General features: G+C 73.1%; 23 protein-coding genes. 12 read left to right on the forward strand and 11 right to left on the reverse strand.

The genetic code is table 11. The features are described 5' to 3' along the window. Positions 1–9 precede the first annotated feature (9 nt). Positions 10–939, reverse strand: a complete 930-nt coding sequence (locus tag MXD57_RS25130; protein ID WP_250404276.1) for a DMT family transporter — start codon at positions 937–939, stop codon at positions 10–12. Between the two features lie 74 nt (positions 940–1,013). Between MXD57_RS25130 and MXD57_RS25135 the strand changes: the two genes are divergently transcribed. Beyond that, the gene (locus tag MXD57_RS25135; protein ID WP_250404278.1) at positions 1,014–1,922 is read left to right on the forward strand and encodes a LysR family transcriptional regulator; all 909 of its coding nucleotides are present in this window, start codon (positions 1,014–1,016) and stop codon (positions 1,920–1,922) included. Positions 1,923–1,980: 58 nt separating this feature from the next. Here MXD57_RS25135 and MXD57_RS25140 read toward each other — a convergent pair whose 3' ends face one another. Beyond that, entirely contained in the window at positions 1,981–2,454 is a 474-nt protein-coding gene (locus MXD57_RS25140) for a pyridoxamine 5'-phosphate oxidase family protein (RefSeq protein WP_250404279.1), read from the reverse strand. A 110-nt stretch (positions 2,455–2,564) separates the two neighbouring features. Then, on the reverse strand, positions 2,565–3,065 hold the full coding sequence (locus MXD57_RS25145; RefSeq protein WP_250404281.1) for a Rieske (2Fe-2S) protein: 501 nt from the start codon (positions 3,063–3,065) through the stop codon (positions 2,565–2,567). A 169-nt stretch (positions 3,066–3,234) separates the two neighbouring features. On the opposite strand from MXD57_RS25145, the gene MXD57_RS25150 reads away from it, so the two are divergent. The 7 genes from MXD57_RS25150 to MXD57_RS25180 all read left to right on the forward strand — a co-directional run bounded on the left by MXD57_RS25150 (position 3,235) and on the right by MXD57_RS25180 (position 9,367). Beyond that, entirely contained in the window at positions 3,235–3,999 is a 765-nt protein-coding gene (locus tag MXD57_RS25150) for a HipA family kinase (RefSeq protein WP_250404283.1), read from the forward strand. Continuing rightward, a complete protein-coding gene (locus MXD57_RS25155) occupies positions 3,996–4,445 on the forward strand; it encodes a DUF3037 domain-containing protein (protein ID WP_250404285.1) in 450 nt (149 codons plus the stop codon). Before MXD57_RS25150 ends, MXD57_RS25155 begins: the two co-directional genes overlap by 4 nt. A gap of 147 nt (positions 4,446–4,592) precedes the next feature. Beyond that, a complete protein-coding gene (fabG, locus tag MXD57_RS25160) occupies positions 4,593–5,354 on the forward strand; it encodes a 3-oxoacyl-ACP reductase FabG (RefSeq protein ID WP_250404287.1) in 762 nt (253 codons plus the stop codon). 21 nt (positions 5,355–5,375) lie between these two features. Further along, the gene (locus tag MXD57_RS25165) at positions 5,376–6,137 is read left to right on the forward strand and encodes an SDR family oxidoreductase (RefSeq protein WP_250404288.1); all 762 of its coding nucleotides are present in this window, start codon (positions 5,376–5,378) and stop codon (positions 6,135–6,137) included. 233 nt (positions 6,138–6,370) lie between these two features. Beyond that, complete coding sequence (locus MXD57_RS25170) at positions 6,371–7,945, forward strand: ABC transporter substrate-binding protein (protein WP_250404291.1); 1,575 nt, start codon at positions 6,371–6,373, stop codon at positions 7,943–7,945. Positions 7,946–8,034: 89 nt separating this feature from the next. Next, positions 8,035–8,718, forward strand: coding sequence for a uracil-DNA glycosylase (ung, locus tag MXD57_RS25175; protein WP_250404293.1), 684 nt, complete (start codon positions 8,035–8,037; stop codon positions 8,716–8,718). 118 nt (positions 8,719–8,836) lie between these two features. Beyond that, on the forward strand, positions 8,837–9,367 hold the full coding sequence (locus MXD57_RS25180) for a hypothetical protein (RefSeq protein ID WP_250404295.1): 531 nt from the start codon (positions 8,837–8,839) through the stop codon (positions 9,365–9,367). A gap of 53 nt (positions 9,368–9,420) precedes the next feature. Here MXD57_RS25180 and MXD57_RS25185 read toward each other — a convergent pair whose 3' ends face one another. Next, a complete protein-coding gene (locus tag MXD57_RS25185; RefSeq protein WP_250404298.1) occupies positions 9,421–9,882 on the reverse strand; it encodes a hypothetical protein in 462 nt (153 codons plus the stop codon). A gap of 398 nt (positions 9,883–10,280) precedes the next feature. Between MXD57_RS25185 and MXD57_RS25190 the strand changes: the two genes are divergently transcribed. Further along, positions 10,281–11,192, forward strand: coding sequence for a Gfo/Idh/MocA family protein (locus tag MXD57_RS25190; RefSeq protein WP_250404299.1), 912 nt, complete (start codon positions 10,281–10,283; stop codon positions 11,190–11,192). Here the strand turns inward: MXD57_RS25190 and lnt are convergent. The 6 genes from lnt to MXD57_RS25220 form a co-directional block, all read right to left on the reverse strand. After that, positions 11,110–12,684 (reverse strand): apolipoprotein N-acyltransferase, encoded by a 1,575-nt coding sequence (gene lnt, locus MXD57_RS25195; protein WP_250404301.1) that lies wholly within the window; start codon positions 12,682–12,684, stop codon positions 11,110–11,112. The two genes, MXD57_RS25190 and lnt, sit on opposite strands and share 83 nt — an antisense overlap. A 273-nt stretch (positions 12,685–12,957) precedes the next feature. After that, the gene (locus MXD57_RS25200) at positions 12,958–13,410 is read right to left on the reverse strand and encodes a nuclear transport factor 2 family protein (RefSeq protein WP_250404303.1); all 453 of its coding nucleotides are present in this window, start codon (positions 13,408–13,410) and stop codon (positions 12,958–12,960) included. 111 nt (positions 13,411–13,521) lie between these two features. Next, complete coding sequence (locus MXD57_RS25205; protein ID WP_250404305.1) at positions 13,522–14,508, reverse strand: phosphotransferase; 987 nt, start codon at positions 14,506–14,508, stop codon at positions 13,522–13,524. A gap of 54 nt (positions 14,509–14,562) precedes the next feature. After that, on the reverse strand, positions 14,563–14,742 hold the full coding sequence (locus MXD57_RS25210) for a hypothetical protein (RefSeq protein ID WP_250404307.1): 180 nt from the start codon (positions 14,740–14,742) through the stop codon (positions 14,563–14,565). Positions 14,743–14,825: 83 nt separating this feature from the next. Further along, positions 14,826–15,701, reverse strand: coding sequence for an undecaprenyl-diphosphate phosphatase (locus tag MXD57_RS25215; protein ID WP_250404309.1), 876 nt, complete (start codon positions 15,699–15,701; stop codon positions 14,826–14,828). 180 nt (positions 15,702–15,881) lie between these two features. After that, positions 15,882–16,352: a winged helix-turn-helix transcriptional regulator gene (locus MXD57_RS25220; RefSeq protein ID WP_250404311.1), complete on the reverse strand. Its 471-nt coding sequence runs from the start codon at positions 16,350–16,352 to the stop codon at positions 15,882–15,884. A gap of 118 nt (positions 16,353–16,470) precedes the next feature. Here MXD57_RS25220 and MXD57_RS25225 point away from each other — a divergent pair, with 118 nt between their 5' ends. Continuing rightward, positions 16,471–17,640, forward strand: a complete 1,170-nt coding sequence (locus tag MXD57_RS25225) for a thiolase family protein (protein WP_250404313.1) — start codon at positions 16,471–16,473, stop codon at positions 17,638–17,640. 22 nt (positions 17,641–17,662) lie between these two features. On the opposite strand, the gene MXD57_RS25230 is transcribed toward MXD57_RS25225, so the two are convergent. After that, positions 17,663–18,448 carry a TVP38/TMEM64 family protein gene (locus MXD57_RS25230; protein WP_250404316.1) on the reverse strand — a complete coding sequence of 262 codons (786 nt, stop codon included), beginning with the start codon at positions 18,446–18,448 and terminating at the stop codon, positions 17,663–17,665. Positions 18,449–18,677: 229 nt separating this feature from the next. On the opposite strand from MXD57_RS25230, the gene MXD57_RS25235 reads away from it, so the two are divergent. Then, positions 18,678–19,400, forward strand: a complete 723-nt coding sequence (locus MXD57_RS25235; RefSeq protein WP_250404317.1) for a DNA alkylation repair protein — start codon at positions 18,678–18,680, stop codon at positions 19,398–19,400. 306 nt (positions 19,401–19,706) lie between these two features. Beyond that, entirely contained in the window at positions 19,707–20,879 is a 1,173-nt protein-coding gene (gene tuf, locus MXD57_RS25240; protein WP_250404319.1) for an elongation factor Tu, read from the forward strand. Positions 20,880–21,017: the final 138 nt, after the last annotated feature.

A 21,017-nucleotide genomic window follows, 5' to 3' on the forward strand; every position in this document is an offset into this window, starting at 1 on the left:
GGCGGCGGCTCAGGCCCTGGGCCTGACCTGGGTGAGCGCGGCCCCGGCGAGAACGATCACCGCGCCGGCCGGCGTGGTCCAGCGCAGCGACTCCCCGAGGATCGCCACGCCCGCCGCCGTGGCGATGACCGGGATGAAGTAGGTGACCAGCTGCGCCGTGGTGGGCCCGACCTCGGCGACGAGACCGTACTGGATGAGCACCGCCAGCCCCGTGCCGAGAGCGCCCAGCGCGGCCACGGCCAGCAGCGGGACGACCGGGAAATGGTCCGGGAACCGGGTGAACAGCGGCGTCACGACGGCCAGTTGCACCGTCGCCAGCAAGAGCTGGGCTCCCGTCATGGACAGATGCGAGTGCCCGGTCCCGGCCAGGGTCCGGCGGACGTGGATCCAGCCGACCGGGTAGCTCAGCGAGGCGAGCAGCGCCATCGCCGTGCCCCTCGCGTCCAGCCCGTGGAAGCCCTGCCAGGCGCCCAGCACCGTCAGCACGCCGAGGAAGCCGAGGCCGAGCCCCGCGACGCGCACCCGCGTGGGCCGGTCCTCCGAGAGCGCCACCACGGACAGGGCCATGCCCCACAGCGGCGAGGTCGCGTTGCAGATGCCGGCCAGTGTGGACGGGACGGTCAGCTCCGCGTAGGCGAAGAGGGAGAACGGCAGGGCGTTGAGGAAGAACGCGGCCACGGCCACGTGTGCCCACAACCGGAGCCCGCGGGGCAGCCGCTCCCGCTTCAGGGCCATCGCCGCCGCCAGCACCGCGGTACCGAAGACCAGGCGGCCGAGGGTGACCTGGAACGGCGCGTAGCCCTCCGTGCCGACCTTGATCAGCAGGAAGCTGAAGCCCCAGATCAGCGAGAGGGCGCCGAAGCGCAGCCGCCAGTCGAGGCGGGCTCGGGGCCGGGCGGGCGCGGGGGACTGGGGCCGGGATGCGGTCAGCGTGCTCATGGCGTCAACGATGCGCGAGCCGATCTCGTAGCACAATCGAGAATCCTCACCGCATATCTCTTAGAATCACTTACATGTTGAACCTGGAGCGCCTGCGGACCCTGGACGCCCTCGCCCGGCACGGCTCGGTCAGCGCCGCCGCGCAGGCCCTGCACGTCACGACGTCCGCCGTCTCCCAGCAGCTCGGCAAGCTGGAGCGTGAGGCCGGGCAGCGGCTGCTGGCGAAGAACGGCCGCGGCGTCCGGCTCACGGACGCCGGACGGCTGCTGTCGGAGCACGCGGCGCGCATCCTGTCCCAGGTCGAGCTCGCCCAGGCCGATCTCGAGGCGCACCGCGGCCAGGTCGCCGGTGAACTGCGCGTCTCGGCGTTCCCGACCGCGGCCCGCGGGCTGTTCCCCACCGCGCTGGCCGACCTGCGCGGCCGGCACCCCGGCCTGCGGGTGCGCTCCAGCGAACTGGAGCCCGAGCGCGGCATCGCCGCCGTCGTCCGCGGCGACCTCGATCTGGCCGTGGTCCTCGACTGGTACAACAAGCCGATGCCCGTGCCCGACGGCCTGGTCAAGGCACCGCTGCTGGACGATCCGGCCGACGTCGCCCTGCCGGCCGGGCATCCGCTCGCCGGCCGGGACGAGGTGGACCTCGCCGAGTTCGCGGAGGACGAGTGGATCACCTGGGGCGAGGGCGAGTTCTGCCACGAGTGGCTGCTGTTCACCCTGCGCTCCAAGGGCATCGAGCCGATCGTGGGGCACCGGGCCGGCGAGACCCACACCCAGCTCGGTCTGGTCGCCGCCGGCCTCGGCGTGTGCATCGCGCCGCTCCTGGGCCGGCACCCGGTGCCCCCGGGCATCGTCATGATCCCGCTCAGACAGCGGGTGCGGCGGCACGTCTACGTCGTCTGGCGGGCGGACGCCGACCGCCGTCCCTCGATCCGCGCCGCGGTCGAGGCGCTGCGGGCGGCGTCCGAGCGGGTGAGCGGGGCCTGACGGGCTCGTGCACGTCGGCGCCCTGCCGGCACCGTCGTGTCCCGCCCGGGCTCCGGTCTCACCGGGCCGCGCCGAGCTTGCGGAAGTCCCAGGACACGATCTTGTCCGGGGTCAGCCGGGCCCAGGCGTGCCGGCCGTCGTGCGGCATCTCGTCCAGGCCGAAGTATTTGCGCGCGAACACCGTCTCCGGCGCGTCGAGTTCGGCGCGCAGTTCCCCGGTACGGGGCACCTCGCCGACGAACTCCACCCGCCCGGACAGCTCGGCCCCGCGCAACTGGTCGTACTCCTCACCCGAGTCGACCACGACGGCCACCCGGGGGTCGCGGCGGAGCTGCGCCCAACGCCGGCTGCGCACCACGGAGTACAGCCACAGAGAGGTGCCGTCCCACGCGAACCACAGCGCGCTGACGTGCGGCGCGCCGTCCGCCGAGACGGTCGCGACCCGGCAGGTGCGCCGGCTGGTCAGGAAGTCGTCCAGCTCGCCGGGCGTCATCATGATCTTCCGGCCCCGGCGCTGCTGCGTGACGGTCATACGGCCCCTCTTCTTCCACGTCGAACCGGCGTAACCCGTCCCAGGCGCGATCCTCCGGGAACACGCCGGGAAAGGGAACAGGACGAGTGCGCCGGCCTCGCCGGCGCGCCTCACCCCAGGGTGATCTCGTCGCCCGAGACGGTGATCTTCCGGGCGGCCAGCGCCCTGGTCGCGGGCCCCTGCCGCACGCTGCCGTCCTCGACGGAGAAGTGGCTGTCGTGGCACGGGCAGACGATCGCGCCGTCCGAGACGCTGGACACGGCGCAGCCCTGGTGGGTGCACTTGGCGGAGAACGCCTTGTAGGAGCCCGCCGTCGGCTGGGTGACCACCACGCCCCGGTCCTTGAATATCTTGCCGCCGCCCTCCGGGATGTCCGCGGTCCGGGCCAGCGCCGCGCCCCCGGCCGAGTCGCCGGAGGCCGGACCGCCGTCCTGCGCGGAGCCGGTGGACCCGGTCGTGCCCGCGGCCCCGGAGCCGGTGCCGACGCTCTGCGAGGAGTCGTCGCCCGAACCGCAGGCGGTCAGCGCGGCGGCGAGCCCCGCCGCTCCGGCCGCCGCCACGACGGTACGGCGGGCCGGTCCCGTCTCGGGCTTGAACGATGCGCTGGTCATGACGTGGTTCCCTTCCGCGGAGCGTCTCGTGATCCGCCCAGGGGTACGGTCCCCGGCCGCCCCCCGTTCAGCCGGGTGCCCGGCCGCCGGCCGGACGGGTGGCGACCACGGCCGCGCACCGTCCGGCGGCCCGGCGGCCGGACGGGCCCCGCCCCAGTAGCCTGGGGCGATGCTCAAGGAAGTCACCGCGACCCGCTACATCACACCCCTGCGGGAGGGCGGCTCGCTGCCGGGACTCGTCGAGGCCGACGACCTCGGTACCTACGTCATGAAGTTCACCGGGGCCGGACAGGGCCGCAAGACCCTGGTCGCCGAGGTGGTGTGCGGTGAACTCGCCCGCCGGCTCGGCTTCCGGATGCCCCGGCTGGTGACGGTCCGGCTGGACCCCGTACTGGGCCTGGGCGAGCCCGAGCAGCAGGTGCAGGACCTGCTCAGGTCCAGCGGCGGCACCAACCTGGGCATGGACTTCCTCTCCGGCGCCCTCGGTTACGACCCGCTCGCCTTCCCGGTGAGCTCCGCCGAGGCCGGGCGGATCGTCTGGTTCGACGCGCTGATCAACAACGTCGACCGTTCCTGGCGCAACCCCAACCTCCTGGTGCACCACGGCGAGCTGTGGCTCATCGACCACGGCGCCTCCATGATCTGGCACCACAACTGGCCCTCCGCCGAGGCCTCGGCGGCCCGCCCCTACGACGCCGCCGACCACGCCCTCGCCCGTTTCGCGCCGGACGTCGGGGCCGCCGCGGCCGAACTGGCGCCCAGGGTCACCCGGGACCTCCTCGCCGAGGTCACCGCCGAGATCCCGGACGACTGGCTGGCCGACGAGCCGGGCTTCGGCACCCCGGACGCGATCAGAGACGCCTACGCGCGGCCGCTGCTCGCCCGGGCGGCCGTCGTCGCCGACCGTGTCACCGGCATCGAGGAGGGCAAGTGAGCGAGCGTCACATCCACGTGGCGGGCCATGTGACCGAGCGCCACATCACCCGGGCGGGCCAGGGTGGTGACCGGGACGTGTTCGAGTACGCCCTGCTGCGGGTCGTCCCGCGCGTCGAGCGCGGCGAGTGCGTCAACGCGGGCGTGGTGGTCTACTGCCGCGCCCGGGCCTACGTCGGCGCCCGCACCCATCTGGACGAGGCCCGGCTGCTCGCCCTGGACCCCGGGGCGGACGTGGCGGGAGTGCGGGCCGCGCTCGGCGCCGTCGCACGGGTCTGCGCCGGCGGCGAGGAGGCCGGGCAGGCGGCCCGCGACGACGCGGGTCGGCGCTTCCGCTGGCTGATCGCGCCCCGCTCCACCGTCGTGCAGCCGGGACCCGTGCACACCGGGCTCACCGCCGATCCGGAGGTCGAGACCGAGAGGTTGCTGGACCTCCTGGTGAGGTAATGGATCACACCGGCCCGGTGTCCCGTTGACACCGGGTGCCAGTGCTTCTAGCGTCGCGTGTGCTGAAGGTACTAAGCGGTCGCTCACCGCACTGGCCGGCTCAGCCAGGAGCCGCACAGGTTCTCTCAAGGGCGAGGAGAAGCAGCAATGTCCACCACTGAACAGCGGGTCGCGGTAGTCACCGGAGGGGCGCGCGGCATCGGTGCCGCCACCGCCGTACGGCTGGCCGCCGAGGGCCGCGCGGTCGCCGTGATCGACCTCGACGAGGCCGCCTGCAAGGACACCGTCGAGAAGATCACCGCGGCCGGCGGCCGGGCGATCGCGGTCGGCGCGGACGTCTCCGACGAGGCGCAGGTCGAGGCCGCCGTGGCCCGGGTCGTCGAGGAACTGGGCGCCCCGACCATCCTGGTCAACAACGCCGGCGTGCTGCGCGACAACCTGCTGTTCAAGATGAGCGTCTCCGACTGGGACACCGTCCTGAACGTGCACCTGCGCGGCTCGTTCCTGATGACGAAGGCGGTGCAGAAGCACATGGTCGACGCGGGCTTCGGCCGGGTCGTCAACCTGTCCTCGTCCTCCGCGCTCGGCAACCGGGGCCAGGCCAACTACTCCGCCGCCAAGGCCGGCCTGCAGGGCTTCACCAAGACCCTCGCCATCGAACTGGGCAAGTTCGGCATCACCGCCAACGCCGTCGCCCCCGGCTTCATCGCCACCGAGATGACCAAGGCCACCGCCGACCGGGTCGGCATGGGCTTCGACGACTTCAAGAACGCCGCCGCCACCCAGATCCCGGTCCAGCGCGTGGGCGAGCCCGAGGACATCGCCAACGCCATCGCCTTCTTCACCGGCGAGGCGGCCGGATTCGTCTCCGGCCAGGTGCTGTACGTCGCCGGCGGACCGCTCGACTAGGAAGTCTGGGGAATCACGGACATGACTGAACTCCCGGAGCTCTCCGGCAAGGCGGCCCTCGTCACCGGCGGCAGCCGCGGTATCGGTTACGGCGTCGCCGAGGCGCTCGTCGCCCGCGGCGACCGCGTGTGCATCACCGGGCGCAACGAGGACGCCCTGAAGGAGGCCGTGGAACGGCTCGGCGCCGACCGGGTCATCGGCGTCGCGGGCAAGGCCCACGACCTCGGCCACCAGGGCGAGGCCGTCGAGCGGACCATGGAGGCCTTCGGCCGGGTCGACTTCCTGGTCAACAACGCCGGCACCAACCCCGTCTTCGGGCCGATCGCCGACCTCGACCTGGACGTCGCCCGCAAGGTGTTCGAGACCAATGTGATCTCGGCGCTCGGCTTCGCCCAGAAGACGTGGCACGCCTGGCAGAAGGACAACGGCGGCGCGATCGTCAACATCGCCTCGATCGCGGGTCTCGCCCCCTCGCCCTTCATCGGTGCCTACGGCGTCAGCAAGGCCGCGATGATCAACCTGACCCAGCAGCTCGCGCACGAGTTCGCTCCCCGGGTGCGGGTCAACGCGATCGCCCCGGCCGTCGTGAAGACCAAGTTCGCCCAGGCCCTCTACGAGGGCCGTGAGGCCGAGGCGGCCGCCTCGTACCCGCTCGGCCGGCTCGGTGTGCCCTCCGACATCGGCGGGGCCGCCGCCTTCCTCACCTCCGAGCAGTCCGACTGGGTCACCGGTCAGACGCTCGTCGTGGACGGCGGCATGTTCCTCAACGCCGGCGTGGGCTGACACTCCGTCCGGAGGTCCCGCCCCACCCCCGTCCGGAGGTAACGATCGGACGCACGAAGGCGCCGTTTCCTTGACGGAAACGGCGCCTTCGTCATGTCGAGCGCGGAGCTCCGGGGGATGACAACGTCGTCAAGAACAAGCTGATCACGACCCTGGTACGAACCAGGTTCACAGGTGTGTCACTGCGGTAGGGTCTGCCGACCGTTGGTATAGCGGATCGAGGAGCGTGCGCGTTGTTCAACCGGAATCGATGCCTGCAGAAAGTGGCGGCGGTTGTATCCATAACCCTGGTGGCCGGATGCAGCGTCTTCTCCGACGGCAGCGAGGACACCGGAGGGCCGATCGTGGTCGGCACCACCAGTGCGCCCAGCACCCTGGATCCGGCCGCGTCCTGGGACCAGTCCTGGGAGCTCTTCCGCAACATCTACCAGACCCTGCTCAGCTACTCCGACGGCGCGGCCGCGCCGCAGCCCGACGCGGCCGAGAGCTGCGAGTTCACCGAATCGAACACCGTCTACACGTGCAAGCTGCGTGAGGGCCTGACCTTCTCCAACGGGCACAAGCTGGACGCCCAGGCCGTCAAGTACTCGATCGACCGGATCAAGACGATCGACGTCAGCACCGGTCCCGCCGGCCTGCTGGACGGCCTCGACCAGGTCCAGGTGGTGAACGAGCGCGAGGTCGCCTTCCACCTCAACAAGCCCAACGCCACCTTCCCGTTCGTGCTGGCCACGCCCGGCATGTCGATCGTGGATCCGGCGGAGTACCCGAAGGACGGCCTGCGCAAGGACGGCAGGGTGCTCGGATCCGGGCCCTACAACCTGGAGTCCTACCAGGAGGGCAAGCAGGCCGTGCTGGTCGGCAACAAGCGCTACAAGGGCTCCGCGAAGCGCAGAAACGATGCGGTGACCATCCGCTACTACCAGGACTCGCGTGCGCTGGCCGACGACCTGCGCCACAAGAAGGTCGACCTCACCTTCCGCGGCCTCGCCGCCGACGACGTCATCTCCTTCCAGCGCTACGACGACAAGGACATCGACGTCATCGACGGCCCCAGCAGCGAGATCGAGTACCTGGTGTTCAACCCCAAGGACCCCTGGGTCGCCAAGCCCGCCGTCCGCAGGGCCGTCGCGCAGCTCATCAACCGCGGCGAGATCGTGCACCGGGTGTACAAGGACACCGTCCAGCCGCTGTACTCCATGGTCCCCGCCGGACTGACCGGCCACTCCACCGCCTTCTTCGATGACTTCGGAGACCCCAGCGTCAGCAAGGCCGCCAAGATCCTCGCCGACGGGGGCATCAACCAGAAGGTGCCGCTGACCCTCTGGTACACCACGGACCGCTACGGCTCGGCGACCGCGAAGGAGTTCCAGGAGATCAAGCGCCAGCTCGAGGCGTCCGGTCTGTTCACCGTCACCCTGCACGGCCGCCCCTGGAACACCTACGTGACCGGCTACCAGAAGGGCGAGTATCCGGTGTTCGGCCGCGGCTGGTCCCCCGACTTCCCCGACGCCGACAACTTCATCGCGCCGTTCGTCGGCAAGCAGAACGCCGTCGGCACGCCCTACGCCTCGCCCACGATCACCGACGACCTGCTGCCCACCTCCCGCCGCGAGAGCGACCGCGCCAAGGTGGTGAAGGAGTTCCGCCAGGCGCAGACGATCCTGGCGAAGGACGCGCGGCTGCTGCCGCTGTGGCAGGGCAAGCAGTACCTGGCGGCGAGCGCCGACATCTCCGGCGCGGAGCGCTCCCTCGACCCGTCGGCGATCATGATGATGTGGGAGCTGTTCCGGAAGACCAGCTGGTAGCCGGTGCGGTCATCGGAGCCGGAGTCCGGTGTCAGTGGTCGCCTGTAGGTTCTGAACCTGAAGTGACCGCACATCGTGAGGACGTTGACGTGACCGACACCGCCATGCTGCCCGAGTCCTGGCGCGGGGTTCTGGGCGACGAACTGCAGCAGCCCTACTTCAAGGAACTGATCGAGTTCGTCGAGGAGGAGCGTGCGAGGGGTCCCGTCTACCCGCCGCGCGAGGAGGTCTTCGCCGCGCTGGCCGCGACGCCCTACGACAAGGTCAAGGTCCTGGTCCTCGGCCAGGACCCGTACCACGGCGAGGGCCAGGGCCACGGCCTGTGCTTCTCGGTCCGTCCCGGGGTGAGGACCCCGCCCTCCCTGCGGAACATCTACAAGGAGATGAAGGAGGAGCTGGGCCTGCCCGTCCCCGACAACGGCTATCTGATGCCGTGGGCCGAACAGGGCGTGCTGCTGCTCAACGCGGTGCTGACGGTCCGGGCCGGGGAGGCCAACTCGCACAAGGGCAAGGGCTGGGAGAAGTTCACGGACGCGGTGATCCGCGCGGTGGCCTCCCGCCCCGACCCGGCGGTCTTCGTGCTGTGGGGCAACTACGCGCAGAAGAAGCTCCCGCTGATCGACGAGACCCGGCACGTGGTGGTGAAGGGCGCGCACCCCTCGCCGCTGTCCGCCAAGAAGTTCCTCGGCTCCCGCCCCTTCACCCGGATCAACGAGGCCGTGGCCGCCCAGGGGCACGAGGCCGTCGACTGGCGGATCCCCGACCTGGGCTGACCCGATCGGCCCCGCGTGGCCCCGTGTCGTACGGGGCCGCCTGCCCCGGATCGCCGGTTCCTGCGGCTAGCGTCGGCTCGGACGGTGACCCGACAGCCGACGACGGCCGGAGGACCTGGTGGCGGAGCGACAGGAGCAGACGGCGCCGGACGCCGTGCTGAAGCGGATCGGGCAGGTCGTGATACTGCACCACGGCGGCGACCGTGAGGAGGCCCGCCGCCGCCTCCTGCTGCTGTGGGCGGAGATCGGCGAGGACGGCGCCGCGCTGCACCGCTGCACCCTGGCCCACTACCTGGCCGACACCCAGGACGACCCGGCCGACGAACTGGCCTGGGACCTGCGGGCGTTGTCCGCGGCCGAGGAACTGACCGACGGGCGCGGCACCGGTGACCCGGTCGGCGCCCGTGCCTTCCTGCCCTCGCTCCACCTCAATCTGGCCGCCGACTACGCCAAGCTGGGCCGTGTCGAGGCCGCCCGCAGCCATCTCGGCCGGGCCCGCCGCACCGCCGGTGCGCTGTCCGACGACGGCTACGGCGACGCGGTGCGGGCGGCGATCGGCCGACTGGAACTGCGGCTGGGGGACGGGGGCGCCCCGGGCGGCTCCTGGGGACCGCCGAGGCAGCGGCCCACGGGCGGGACGGATCGGTGACCGCGGACCTCGGTGTCCGCGCAGGTCAGTGCCCGCAGGTCAGTGCCCGCAGGTCAGTGCCCGTAGGTCTGCTCGCAGATCTCCGACTCGGGGCTGCCGCCGCGCCAGCCGCCGTACTGCCTACCGAGGGCGCACACGTCCGGGGCCGGCGGCACCGGCTGCGCCGCACCCGGCAGGCCGCCGCCCCGCTCCCGTGGGGCCTGGTGAGGCGGGGCGGGTGCGGGCGGAGCGGCCGGGCGGTGGGTGAGCGGCGGTGCCGCGGGCGTCCGGTGCGGAGCGGCCGGCTCGCCGTGCCGCGGCCGCCGCGACGGACCGACCATCTCCAGCGCCTCCCGCGCCGGTGCCTGCACCACCCGCGGCACGGCACTGCCGTCCGGACGGGGCTCCGTCCGCCGCGAGGGCACGGTGTCCGCCGGGGGGCCGGGGGCCGCCGGGCCCTGTACCGTGACACAGCCGGAGAGGGCCGAGGCGGCCACGGTGACCAGGAGCGCTGCGGTGGTCGTCGTTCGATGCACCCGTGCAACTCTGCTGGGTCGGCCACCGAGTCGGCACCGTGCACCGGGTGTTGATGCCCCGCACGGGTGATCTCCTGCCCCGTACGGACGGCTCCGGCGTCGCCGGGGTGACGCCTCGGTCGCCGGTGGCGCCGCCGATCCGCTCGCGGACCGGGCCGGCGTGGCCGTCGTACCGGGCCCCGCTCCTCGCCCACGCGGGCGCGGTCCGGCGGAGGCCGTGCCGTTCACCGGTGTGCCGGTGCCTGCCCGCCATCGGGCGACGCCCGCCCCGGAACCTCTCGGCCCGAGGGGCCGGCCGCCCCGTATGCTTCCGGCAGGCATCCGCAGGCATCCGCAGGCATCCGCAGGCATCCGCAGGCATCCGCAGGCATCCGCAGGCGATCGGCAGAGGAGAGCACGTGAGAGTCGGCTGCATCGGACTCGGCGACATCGCGCAGAAGGCGTATCTGCCGGTGCTGGGCACGCAGCCGGGCGTCGAACTGCACCTGCAGACCCGGACGGCCGCCACCCTCACCCGGGTCGCCGACTCGCTGCATCTGCCGGACGCACAGCGGCACACCACCCTGGACTCGCTGCTCGCGGCCGGCCTGGACGCGGCCTTCGTGCACGCGCCGACCGCCGTCCACCCGGACATCGTGACCCGGCTGCTGGAGGCGGGCGTACCCACCTACGTGGACAAGCCCCTCGCCCACGAACTCACCGACTCCGAGCGGCTGGTGGCGCTCGCCGAGCGCCGCGACGTCTCGCTCTCCGTCGGCTTCAACCGCCGTCACGCCCCGGCGTACGCACAGTGCCTGGACCATCCGCGCGAGCTGATCCTCATGCGGAAGAACCGGATCGGGCTGCCGGAGGAGCCCCGCTCGCTGATCCTCGACGACTTCATCCACGTCGTCGACACACTGCGCTTCCTGGTGCCGGGCGTGATCGACGACGTGACCGTGCGCGCCCGGGTCGAGGGCGGGCTGCTGCACCACGTGGTGCTCCAGCTCGCCGGGGACGGCTTCACGGCGCTCGGTGTGATGAACCGGCTCAGCGGCTCGGCCGAGGAGATCCTCGAGGTCTCCGGGCAGGACACCAAGCGCGAGGTGCTCAACCTGGCCGAGGTGGTCGACCACAAGGGCCAGCCGACGGTACGCCGGCGCGGCGACTGGGTGCCGGTGGCCCGGCAGCGCGGCATCGAGCAGGCGGTCCTCGCCTTCCTCGGCGCGGTGCGCGCCGGCCAGGTGCTCAGCGCCCGGGACGCACTGGCGACCCATGAGCTGTGCGAGCGCGTGGTGCGTGCGGTTGTGGACCGGTCCGCCGCAGCCTGAGCGCCCGTACGCCCTCGCCCACGCACAGCGCCGCCAGCACCAGCAGGGTGCCGTGCACCGGCCAGTCGCCGTAGCGCACGTACGGGGTGATCCCGTGGGCCAGCGGCACCTCGTACAGATGGGCGGTGCTCGCGCCGGTGCCGAGCCACGGGCCGAGGCGCTGCCCGGCCGGGCCGTAGACGGCCGAGACACCGGTCAGGGTCGAGTGCACCATCGGGCGGCCGGTCTCGGCGGCCCGCAGCGCGGCCAGCGAGGCGTGCTGCCCGGGGGCCCAGCTCCCCTGGAAGGACGAGGTGGAGGACTGGCCGAGCAGCACGTCCGCGCCGTCCCCGGCCAGCCGCCGGCTCATGTCCGGGAACGCCGTCTCGAAGCACACCAGCGGACCGACCCGCAGCCCGTGCCCGACGTTCATCACGACCTGCTCGGTGCCCCGCCGCCGGTCCTCACCGGCCGCCCTGCCCACCGAGGTGGCCCAGCCCAGTACGGAGCGGGCCGGGACGTACTCGCCGAAGGGGATGAGCCGCATCTTGTCGTAGCGCTGCCCCGTCGGGCCCCGCGCACCGACGAGGACCGAGCTCTTGAAGATGCCGGGCCGGTCGGAGCGGCGGGCGTCCACATTGACCAGCAGGTCGGCGCCGGTCTGCCGGGACAGCGCGGCGATCCGCCGGGCCAGGTCGGGCCGCTGGTCCAGGTCGAAGCCGACGCTGCTCTCACCCCACACGATCAGGTCGGCGCCCTGTCCGACGAGCCGCCTGGTGAGTTGTTCCTCGCGGTCGAAACGCCGGTCGGGGCCGTCCGTCCCGCCGACGACACCCGGCTGGACGACGGCGATCCGCACCGAGCCGTCGACGTCCGGGCGGGGCGCCCACGCCCAGGCGGCGGAGGTGGCGGCGGCGGTGGCGACCAGTGAGGCCACCGCCGGTATCCGCGACGCGCGCACCGACACCAGTACCGCCACGGCCACGTTGACGGCCACGACCAGGAAGCTGAGCAGCCACACCCCGCCGACCGAGGCCAGCCGCAGCGCCGGCCCGACCTGCCACTGGCTGGAGCCGAGCATCCCCCAGGGGCCGCCGAGGCCCTGCCAGGAGCGGACCAGCTCCACCGCCAGCCACGCCGAGGGCAGCACCAGCAGCGCGGCCGCTCCCCGCGCCGGTGACGCGGCGGCGCCGAGGAACCGGCGGACCAGCAGGCCCCAGGGCGCCCAGAGCACGCCCAGCAGTCCGGCTATCAGGAAGATGAACACGTGCAGGCTCGGCAGCAGCCAGTGGTGCACGGCCACCATGAACCCGAAGCCACCGCACCAGCCGTCGTACGCGGCCCGCCGTGCGGTCGGCGCGGAACGCGCCAGCAGGATCCAGGGCACCAGGGCGACGTACGCGAACCACCACAGCGCCGGCGCCGGGAACGCGAGCACGGGCAGGGCGCCCGCGAGGGCGGCGACGCCGGAGCGCCGCCAGGGGGAGGTGAGCCAGTGCTCGATCGTCCTCATGAGGAGTCTCCCTACCCAGCACTGCCTCCAGTGTGCTCGCCGGAGGCGATCTCCGACAGGGCGCGCCGGGGCGCGCCCCGGCTCACCCGGGAACGGACGCCGGAGCGGGCTGGTGCCGTGTCGGCCAGGGTCGGCCCCGTCGCGATGCCCGGCGGGCACTCCCGCCGCACCGGCCGAAAGCCCGGGTACGCCCGGTACGAGGGCTTCCGTCCGGCACGCCGGGAACACTCACCGGACACCGCTCCTCGACGGGCAGACCTCGGCCGCGCGGCACTAGGACGTCCTGCGCCACTTCTCGTGCACGACGACCCGGCTCAGCCGCCAGCCCTCCGGCGTGCGCAGCAGCCCGAACTCGTACCGGCCGCCGCACACCAGGTCGGGGCCGAGGCCGCCGTCGCCGGCGAGGCGCATCGGGCTGACGTAGTCGGCCCGGACGCGCGCGGTGTCCCCGGTGTCGTGCTCGTGGATCTGGAACCGCACCCGGCGGTTGACGATCAGATGCTGGCGCATCCCGAACGACTCGAGGCTCTGGGCGAGCCACCCGGCCACCCGGCCGGCCCCGCCCTCGATGCCGCCGGCGGAGCGGTAGTCGGCCCGCCCATCCGCCGTGAACAGTTCCCGGTAGGCCGTCCAGTCGCCGTCGTCCACCGCCACCGCGTACTCGGTGACCGTCTCGTCCACGGCCAGCCGGTCCATCACGGTCGCGAGCTCCCCACGCTGCGTCATCGGCACAGTGTTGGCCAAGTCGGGCCGGGTGCCAAGTGCGCGGGCGGTATCGGGGGCCACGCGCCCACGGCCGGCGGGGCCTCCCGGCAGGCGGTCCCGGGGGCGCGGCGCTCAGGGCAGGAGCGCCAGTGCCCCGGTCAGGTTGTGCTCGGCGATCCCTGCCATGGCGGCCCGGTCGGGGAAGTCGCCGTCGAGCAGCCGCAGCGGGCCGGCGACCAGGGAGAGGTGGGTCGCGAGGGCGTAGAGGTCCATCCGCCGCGGGTCGAGGCCGGGGCGGCGCAGCACGGGGTAGCGCGCGCCGAAGCGGAGTCGCAGGAAGACGTGTTCCCACTCGACGTCGAAGTGCATGACGCCCTCGATGTCGATCAGCACCGCGCGGCCGTCGGCGTCGACCAGGACGTGGTCGGGGCCCAGCTCTCCGTGGATGAGCCCGTATTCGGCCCGCGGGGCCACCAGCGCGGCCAGGTGGAGGAGCCGGTCGCGCAGGCGGTCGGCGGCCGCGGCGATCCGGCGGTCGCGGCCCGAGGCCTCCGTGAGATCGGCCAGGGCGCGGTCGAGGACCAGCCGTTCGCAGGTGACCCCGTCCGCGGCGCCGCCGTCCCGCGGCAGGTCCGGCCGGCCGAACCGCGGGGCGTGGTGCCGGTGCATGGCGTCCGTCGCCGTGGCCAGGTCGTCCAGTGCCATCGCCGCGCGGGCCGGGTCGGCATCGAGGAGTGCTTCGAGGGTGTCCTCGGAGACGTCCTCGACCACGGCCACGTCCGCCGGGTGACGGCTGTGTCCGCCGTCCGCCAGCAGCAGCCGCGGAACCCGGACGCCCAGGTCGTCCAGAGTGCGCCGGGCGGTCAGGAACGGGGCCAGCCCCGAGACCGGTGCGAACGGGTGCCTCGCGTCGGCGGCGTGCTGTCCGGGCCAGAAGTCCTCCGTCGCGGCCCAGTTGTAGACGATGACCCGCGTCAGCGGGGCGCCGTCGACCCGGACCCGGTACACGCCCTTCCTGCTGCCACCGCGCAACCGCTCCACCGCGACCGCGCGGCACCCCCGGCCGAGCGCCTCACGTACCAGCCCCTGCAGGTCCCCGGACCCCATGACTTCTCGCATCGGCCGAACATACCGGGCCGGCGCCGGCTCCCCGCCCGGTCCCGGACTCCGGCCTCAGGCCGCCTCGATGACGCGGCCGCGGACGGCCTGGGCCCACTCGACCACCAGCAGCTCGTACTCCGCGCGCTCCTGGGGCGACAGGGTGCCGCCCGCGCGCAGCCACAGCGCCCTGATCCGCTCGTTCAGCTCGGCGGCGGAGCGCACGGAACCACGGGGGGTGAAATCGGGGGACATGCGGACCAGCCTAGGGGCAAACACTGACGCTGCGCTACCGATCGGCTACTCAGGCCGACGAGGTTGGCCGGTGCGTGTGGTGCTCAGCTCGCGGACTCGGCCGCGTGCGGGCTCAGCACACCCGCCGTCACCAGCGCGATGATGACGATGCCGAGGGCGATCCGGTACCAGACGAACGGCATGAAGCTCTTGCTGGAAATCCACTTCATGAACCAGGCGATCACCGCGTATCCCGACCCGAAGGCGATCGCCGTCGCGAACAGGGTGGGTCCCCAGGCCACTTCGCCACCGCCCACCGAGTCCTTCACCTCGAACACGCCGGACGCCAGGACCGCCGGGACGGCCAGCAGGAAGGAGTAACGGGCCGCGGCCTCGCGCCGGTAGCCCATGAACAGACCGCCGCTGATGGTGGCGCCGGAACGGGACACGCCGGGGATGAGGGCGCAGGCCTGGCAGAGGCCGAAGACCAGGCCGTCCTTGACGCCGAGGTCCTCCAGGGTCTTGCGCTGCTTGGGCGCGCGGTGCCGGCCGCCCTGCTCGTCACGGGCCGCCAGCCGGTCGGCGATGCCTATGACCACGCCGACGACTATGAGCATCGTCGCGGTGATCCGCAGGTCCCGGAACGGCCCCTCGATCTGGTCCTTCAGCGTCAGGCCGAGCACGCCGATCGGAATCGAGCCGACGATCACCAGCCAGCCCATCTGGGCGTCGTGGTCCTGCCGCATCGCCTTGTCGGTCAACGACCGGAACCAGGCCGAGATGATCCGGCCGATGTCCTTGCGGAAGTAGATCAGTACGGCGGCCTCGGTGCCGATCTGGGTGATCGCCGTGAAGGCCGCCCCCGGGTCCTCCCAGCCCGCGAAGGCCGCGGTCAGCCGCAGGTGCGCGCTGGAGGAGACGGGCAGGAACTCGGTCAGCCCCTGGACGAGTCCGAGGACGAGGGATTCAAACCAAGACATGGAGGTGAGGCGTCCAAGCGCTGAGGAGGATACGTGGTGATCATGTGACGGGGGCAGCGTAGCGGGCGCCGGTGGTGGGCCGGGCACAGGGGTTCGGCAGGGGGCGTCACCGTGACGGCGGCGAGGGCCGTGCGACGGCCATGGCGGGCTCCCGGCGCCGTCGTGACCCGTGCCCGCCTCTCACGACGTGGCCGGTCCGGCGACGGTCCAGCCGGGGGACTGCGGACGGGCCGTCAGGTCCTCGTGCCGGACCGGGGCGCCGCAGGCCCGGCACGTCACCCGGGGGACCAGCTCGCTGCCGCAACTGTGCTCCACGACCATGGGGAGGTCGACGCCGTCGCGCAGATGGCGGTCGCCCCACTCCTTGAGGGTCATCAGGACCGGCTCCAGCTCCAGTCCCGCCCGGGTCGGCCGGTACTCGAAGCGCCGCGGGCGCTCGCTGTAGACGCGCTTGGTGAGGATCCCCGCGTCCACGAGCCGGCGCAGCCGGGTGGCCAGGATGTCGCGCGGCGCGCCGATGTTGCGCGCCAGTTGGTCGAAGCGGCCGTTGCCCAGGCACACCTCCCGCAGCACGAGCAGCGAGTACTTCTCGCCGACGACCGCGAGGGCGTCGGCGATCGAGCAGGGGCGCGGGTCCTTCGGGGCGGCCATGCGGCCCAGTCTAAATGAGGGTTTGATTTTCCAACTCATCGGTCTATGGTGAGTTGGAAAATCCAACTCATCAGTGGCCGGGCGCGCGAACGCCCCGGCATCGCGGGAGGACCGCACCATGCGCGACGCAGTCATCGTCGAAGCCGTACGCACCCCCATCGGCAGGGGCAGGCCCAGCGGCTCCCTCGCCCACGTCCACCCGGTCCAGCTCCTCGCCCACACCCTGCGCACCCTGGTCGAGCGTTCCGGCGTCGATCCGGCCCTGCTCGACGACGTCATCGGCGGCACCGTCGACCAGGTCGGTGAGCAGGCCATGAACACCACGCGGTACGCCCTCCTCGCGGCCGGCCTGCCCGAGACGGTCCCGGCGACCACGGTGGACCGCCAGTGCGGCTCCTCCCAGCAGGCGGTGCACTTCGCCGCGCAGGGAGTCATGTCGGGTGCGTACGACCTCGTCGTCGCCTGCGGCGTGGAGTCGATGAGCCGGGTGCCGATGTGGTCCAACGTGCCGGACGGCAAGGACCCGTTCGGCCCGGGTGTCGCCGACCGCTACCCGCAGGGCCTGGTCCCGCAGGGCATCAGCGCCGAACTCATCGCCGCCAAATGGTCCCTCACGCGCGCGCGGATGGACGAGTTCGCGGTCTCCTCGCACCGGAAGGCCGACGCCGCCTGGCAGACGGGCCTCTTCGACGCCGAGGTGGCACCCCTGGACGGCGTCGCCCGCGACGAGTGCGTACGGCCGGGCAGCACCCCGGAGATCCTCGCCGGTCTCAGACCCGCCTACTACGACGCGGCCTTCGCCGAGCGCTTCCCGCAGATCGAGTGGAACGTCACCGCGGGCAACGCGAGCCCCGTCAACGACGGCGCCTCGGCCGTGCTGATCACCTCCGGTGAGACGGCCGCCCGCCTCGGCCTGCGCCCGCTCGCCCGGCTCCACAGCTTCGCCGTGACCGGCTCCGACCCGCTGCTGATGCTCACCGGAGTCGTCCCGGCGACGGAGAAGGTGCTGCGCCGCGCCGGGCTCGAACTGGGCGACATCGACCTCTTCGAGGTCAACGAGGCCTTCTCCAGCGTGGTCCTGGCCTGGCAGCAGGAGACGGGCGCCGATCTCGACCGGGTCAACGTGCACGGCGGCGCCATCGCCCTCGGCCATCCGCTCGGCGCGAGCGGCACCCGGCTCACCACCACCCTGGTCCACGCCATGCGCGAGCGGGGTGCCCGCTACGCCCTGCAGACCATGTGCGAGGCGGGCGGACTCGCCAACGCGATGATCCTGGAGGGCGTCTGACGGACCGGCGCCCGGCGGCCCCTCAGCCGGCGCGCAACTGGTGGCGCCTGCGCCAGGCCACCACCATGCCCACCAGCGCCGGTACCGCGATGCAGGCCATCGCGATCAGGAAGGCCGGCGAGGTCGGAGCCGAGGCCCGGGCGCCGGCCACCGCGTAGGCGGCGGTGTTCGGGACCGAGCCGAGCGCCGTCGCCAGCAGGAACGGCAGCCAGCCCATACGGGAGACGGCGGCACAGTAGTTCGCCGCCCAGAACGGCACGCCCGGGAAGAGCCGCGCCACCATCATGGACCGGAAGCCGTGCCGGCTGAGCTGTCCGTCGGCGGCCGTCAGCCAGCGCCCGCGCAGCAGCGGGCGCAGCGCCTCCTGCCCGAGCACCCGGCCGAGCCCGAAGGCCAGGCCGGCCCCGAGCACCGTGCCCGCCAGCGCCGTCGTACCCCCCAGCCCGGAGCCGAACAGCGCGCCCGCCGCCAGGTTCAGCAGCGGGCGCGGCACGAACGCCACCGTGCACAGCCCGTACGCCGCCGCGAACACCACGGCCGCCGCGGCCCCGCCGAGGTGCGGCGGCCAGCCGTGGGTCAGCAGCCGCTGCGGTTCGAAGGCCAGCACACCGACCGCGGCCCCGGAGAGCAGCACGAGCAGCAGGGACAGGCGGGCGTACGGCGAGAGCACCGCGCGCGTACAGCGGACGGCGAACCCGGAGCGGGACGGGGACGCCCCCGCTGCGGCCGCGGGGACGGCGAGCTCCGAGGCGGCGGCCCGGGGAGAGACCGTGGCGGTGCCCCCAGAGCGGTTGGTGGCATCGAGCATCCGGCGACACTAACCGACGGACACATGTGATCGCCGTATGGTCCGCCTCACCGGCGCAGGGGGAGCCCGGCGCAGGGGAGCCCACCCACTTCCCGGACCCGCCCGTGCGGGAGCCCGCCCACTCGTGCGCCCGCCCGCCCGCCTGCGACGAACCGCGCCCCCACCCCCACCCCCCGTCCCCGTCCCCGTCCTCGCGCCCGGCCGTGGCGACCGCCGTATCGTTCGCCCCATGACCGCCGCCCCGCCCGCCCCGCCGCACGTGCCGCGCAGCGCCCTGGCCGACGCCGTGCTGGAGCGGCTGACCGTCACCTACGCCGCCGCGGCCGACCCGGAGCGGGCGGCCGCGATGCGGGCGTACATGAAGGACGTGGCGCCCTTCCTCGGTATCCCCGCCCCGGCCCGCCGCACGCTGTCGCGCACCGTCCTCGCCGGTACCCCCCGCCCCGACGAGTCCGACTGCGCCGCGATCGCGCTGCGCTGCTGGCGGTTGCCCGAGCGCGAGTACCACTACTTCGCGGTGGACTGTCTGCGCCGGCACGCGGGCCGCTGCTCCTCCGCGTTCCTGCCCGTGGCCCGGCACCTGATCACCACCGTCCCGTGGTGGGACACCGTCGACACGCTCGCCGCCCACCTCGTCGGCACCCTGGTCGCGGCCGACCCGGCGCTCACCGCCGCGATGGACGCCTGGATCACCGACGACGACCTCTGGGTGGCGCGCACGGCCCTGCTGCACCAGCTCCGGTACAAGGAGCGCACCGACGCCGGCCGGCTGTTCACCCACTGCCTGATCCAGTCCGGGCACCCCGACTTCTTCGTCCGCAAGGCCATCGGCTGGGCGCTGCGCGAGTACGCCAAGACCGACCCCGGGGCCGTACGGGACTTCCTGGCGCGGGAGCGGGGCCGGTTCGCCCCGCTGACGGTCCGTGAGGCGCTGAGGAACACCGGGCCCTGAGACGGGCCGACGGACCCCGGGACGCGTCGGGCCCGGCGGCGCCGCGGCGCGCACCGCGCGGAAAACCATTCGACACCGGACAGGCCGTCGGCGATGATCGTCGTCATGTTCCGGTACGCCTTCCTCCTCGCAGCATCCGCCGTCGCGGATGCGCCGAAGGCTGCCGTCCCGTTCCTCGTGGCCGCTGCCGACGGCGCCCGAAGCTGACCCTCTCCGGATCGACCGGCGGACCCCGCAGGGGGAGGGTCGGCGAGTTCCGCGGGGTCCCGCACCTCCTTCACCGCTGAGAGGCTTCGAGGTACAGCCATGCCCAAGACGGCATACGTGCGCACCAAGCCACACCTGAACATCGGCACGATGGGTCACGTCGACCACGGCAAGACCACCCTGACCGCCGCCATCACCAAGGTCCTCGCCGAGCGCGGCACCGGGACGTTCGTCCCGTTCGAGCGCATCGACCACGCCCCTGAGGAGGCCGCGCGCGGCATCACCATCAACATCGCGCACGTCGAGTACGAGACCGACACCCGGCACTACGCCCACGTCGACATGCCGGGCCACGCCGACTACGTCAAGAACATGGTCACCGGCGCCGCGCAGCTCGACGGGGCGATCCTCGTCGTCTCCGCGCTCGACGGGATCATGCCGCAGACCGCCGAACACGTGCTGCTGGCACGGCAGGTGGGCGTCGACCACATCGTCGTCGCCCTCAACAAGGCCGACGCGGGCGACGAGGAGCTCATCGACCTGGTCGAGCTGGAGGTCCGCGAACTGCTCGGCGCGCAGGGGTACCCGGGTGACTCGGTACCCGTCGTACGGGTCTCCGGACTGCGGGCACTGCAGGGCGACCCGCGCTGGACGGCGTCCGTCGAGGCACTGCTCGACGCGGTGGACACCTATGTGCCGATGCCCGAGCGCTATCTCGACGCGCCGTTCCTGCTGCCGGTGGAGAACGTGCTCACCATCACCGGCCGGGGCACGGTCGTCACGGGAGCCGTGGAGCGCGGCACGATCAGCACGGGGGACCGGGTGGCGGTGCTCGGCGCCGACGTGGAGAGCGTGGTCACCGGGCTGGAGACCTTCGGCAGGCCGATGCAGGAGGCGCAGGCCGGGGACAGCGTGGCCCTGCTGCTGCGGGGCGTGCCCCGGGACGCGGTGCGGCGGGGGCACGTCGTGGCGGCGCCGGGAAGCGTGGTGCCGGCGCGCCGCTTCGTGGCGCGGGTCTACGTGCTGTCGGCGCGGGAGGGTGGCCGCACGACCCCGCTGGCGACGGGATACCGGCCGCAGTTCTACATCCGTACCGCGGACGTGGTCGGGGACGTCGACCTGGGGGAGACGGCGGTCGCCAGGCCCGGTGAGACGGTCGAGATGACCGTGGAGCTGGGGCGTGAGGTGCCGCTCGAGCCCGGACTCGGGTTCGCCGTCCGTGAGGGCGGCCGGACGGTGGGCGCCGGGACGGTCCTCTCCGTCGGCCCGTAGGAGCCGGGGGTGTGGGGCCCCGCGCGCCGGTGCTGCCGGGGGGGGGGGGGGCCGCGGCCCCGGCCCCCCCCCCCCCCCCCCCCCGCGCCCCGCCCCGCGCCCCCCCCCCCCGCCGCCCCCGCCCCCCCCCCGCAGGCG

The sequence above is a fragment of the Streptomyces cellostaticus genome (assembly GCF_023630175.1).
In the GTDB taxonomy this organism is placed as follows: Bacteria; Actinomycetota; Actinomycetes; order Streptomycetales; family Streptomycetaceae; genus Streptomyces; species Streptomyces cellostaticus_A.